The sequence below is a fragment of the Neisseria sp. P0022.S010 genome (genome assembly GCF_051956635.1).
This window is the reverse complement of the sequence record NZ_JBQCXF010000453.1, coordinates 1-2,403: the sequence shown is the minus strand read 5'-3', so window position 1 is coordinate 2,403 and position 2,403 is coordinate 1. Positions and strand designations below refer to the sequence as shown.

Genomic DNA, 2,403 nt, shown 5'->3' with positions numbered 1-2,403 from the left:
CCAAACAACTGATTGGCGAAAACAGCAGCAGCGAAAAAGAATACCTCGTCCGCGTCCGCGGAAAACTGGATGACAAAGGCCTTGCCCTGCTCAACCACGGCTTGAGTTTGGACGGAGAAAAATTGCGCTCCGCCAAAGTCGAATGGCAAAACGAAGACCAGTTGCGCTTTATTTTGCGACAAGGCAAAAAACGTCAAATCCGCCGTATGTGCGAACTGGTCGGCCTGCGCGTCGTCGGTTTGAAACGCATCCGCATGGGCAAAGTCAAACTCGGCAGACTGCCACCGGGCAAATGGCGTTATTTACGCGCTGACGAATCGTTTTAATTGCAGATAACAAAAAGGCCGTCTGAAAACACATTTCAGACGGCCTGATCTTTTACTTCTTACTCGATATAAGTAAACTTCGCACGTTTGATATTACAGAGGATTTCGTACGGAATCATACCGGCAACTTCAGAAACTTCATTGATATTAATCACATCGCCCCAAAGCTCGACTTCCGCGTCCAAGCCCTCTTTCGAGGCTTCCAGCTCAACCGTAATCATATCCATAGATACCCTGCCGATAATACGGCTGCGTTTGCCATCCACGGCAACAGGGGAATTAGTGGAAGCGCGACGTGGATAGCCGTCGGCATAGCCACAGGCAATCAAACCGACACGGGTAGATTTGCTGGTATAGAACGTTGCGCCGTAGCCAATCGGAGAATGCGGTTGCAACACACGCTCGCCGAAAACGCGGGAAGTCAGGCGCATAACCGGTTTCAAACGCTCATCCACGCCGCCGAAAGGCGAAATACCATATAAGGCCAAACCGGCACGTCCCCAATCGCGTCGTGCTTCAGGCACGTTCAAAATCGCGGCGGAATTGGCCAAACTCTCCTCGCCTTCCAAACCCTCACACGCCAAATCAAACGCTTCAAGCTGCATTTCGGTCATGCCGTTTTCCGGTTCGTCCGCGCAGGCAAAATGGCTGAATTTCACAATGTTTTCAACCGATTCAGATTGTTTCAATGCAGTATAGGCGGCAGCATAGTTATGCGGAAAGAAACCGGCACGGTGCATACCTGAGTCCATTTTCAGCCATACGGTCGTCGGACGTTGCCACTCATGATGCGCAAACGCCTCCAACTGCCATTGGCTGCCGATTGCCGGCCACAAATCATAACGGTCAACATCCGCATACTCGGCAGCATCAAACACGCCTTCCAACAAAACAATCGGATTTTTAATGCCGTTTTGACGCAATTCCACACCTTCATCTACCGTTGCCACCGCAAAGCCGTCGGCAATATCCGCCAACGCGTGTGCACATCTGACCGCACCATGCCCGTAAGCATCAGCCTTAATCACAGCCAACAATTTATTACCATGCAACTCTTTGAGAAAACGATAATTTTGACGTAAATTATCCAAACGGATTTGCGCATTGAGCGGACGCATAATGTATTCCTCTTATCGGCATTCCGTTTCAGACGGCCTACCCTATTACTTTGAAGTAAATATTATAGGTCAAAAACTACACAGGATTCCATGAAATACACAAGAATAATCTATTCATAATTTAGACCTCATGCGCACTTTTAGGCATTTATGCTTCTTCTCAGCCTGTTTTAAGGTTATGATTCAATCCAAATGAAAACGACAGACATCAAGGCTATGAAAGAACTCGACAAAACCGACTTAAAAATTCTCAAGCTCCTACAACAAAACGCACGTATCCCCATGACCGAATTGGCTGAAAAAGTCGGCCTCTCCACCACGCCGGTAACCGAACGCGTCCGCCGCTTGGAACGCGACAACCTTATCACCGGCTATCACGCCCATCTGAATCCTCATGCTTTAGGTCAAAGCCTTTTGGTCTTTGTCGAGCTGAAACTGCGCTCCAAATCCGGCAATATTTTTGAAGACTTCAAACGCGAAGTGCTGAAGATTCCGCAAATTCTAGAATGCCACTTGGTCTCCGGCGAATACGACTACCTTATCAAAGTCCGCCTGCCCAATATGTCCGCCTATCGCGATATGCTCGGCAATATCCTGCTGCAACTGCCGGCTGCGTCCGAAAGCCGCAGCTATGTTGTTATGGAAGAAGTCAAAGAAGAAGTGGTATTAGACATCTAATTCTATTCAACAAACAAAGGCCGTCTGAAAGATTACAACATTCAGACGGCCATTTATTTTAAATGGGCAAAAAAAACGCACACATCCGACAGAATGTGTGCCAAGTCTACAAAGGAGAAATAGAGTAGAAACTATTAACTGACTACTCGAACCAGCTAACGAAACGAATTATGCAACAAGAGATTCAACCGCGCAAGTATTTTTCTTGTAAAGTTTCTTAATTATTCGGTTTACAGATTTTAAATGTAATCATGTTTCAATGCAGATAAAAAAATGCGCAT

At 46.9% G+C, this 2,403-nt stretch carries 2 protein-coding genes and 1 pseudogene; 2 read left to right on the top strand and 1 reads right to left on the bottom strand.

Features of this window, described 5'->3' with window-relative positions; all coding sequences use genetic code 11:
* Positions 1 to 326: pseudogene (locus ACTHUT_RS18065) on the top strand (pseudouridylate synthase); the annotation flags it as partial.
* Between the two features lie 59 nt (positions 327 to 385).
* Here the strand turns inward: ACTHUT_RS18065 and alr are convergent.
* Positions 386 to 1,444, bottom strand: a complete 1,059-nt coding sequence (gene alr, locus ACTHUT_RS18060; RefSeq protein ID WP_250601105.1) for an alanine racemase — start codon at positions 1,442 to 1,444, stop codon at positions 386 to 388.
* A gap of 216 nt (positions 1,445 to 1,660) precedes the next feature.
* On the opposite strand from alr, the gene ACTHUT_RS18055 reads away from it, so the two are divergent.
* The gene (locus ACTHUT_RS18055; protein ID WP_079453694.1) at positions 1,661 to 2,122 is read left to right on the top strand and encodes a winged helix-turn-helix transcriptional regulator; all 462 of its coding nucleotides are present in this window, start codon (positions 1,661 to 1,663) and stop codon (positions 2,120 to 2,122) included.
* Positions 2,123 to 2,403 lie beyond the last annotated feature (281 nt).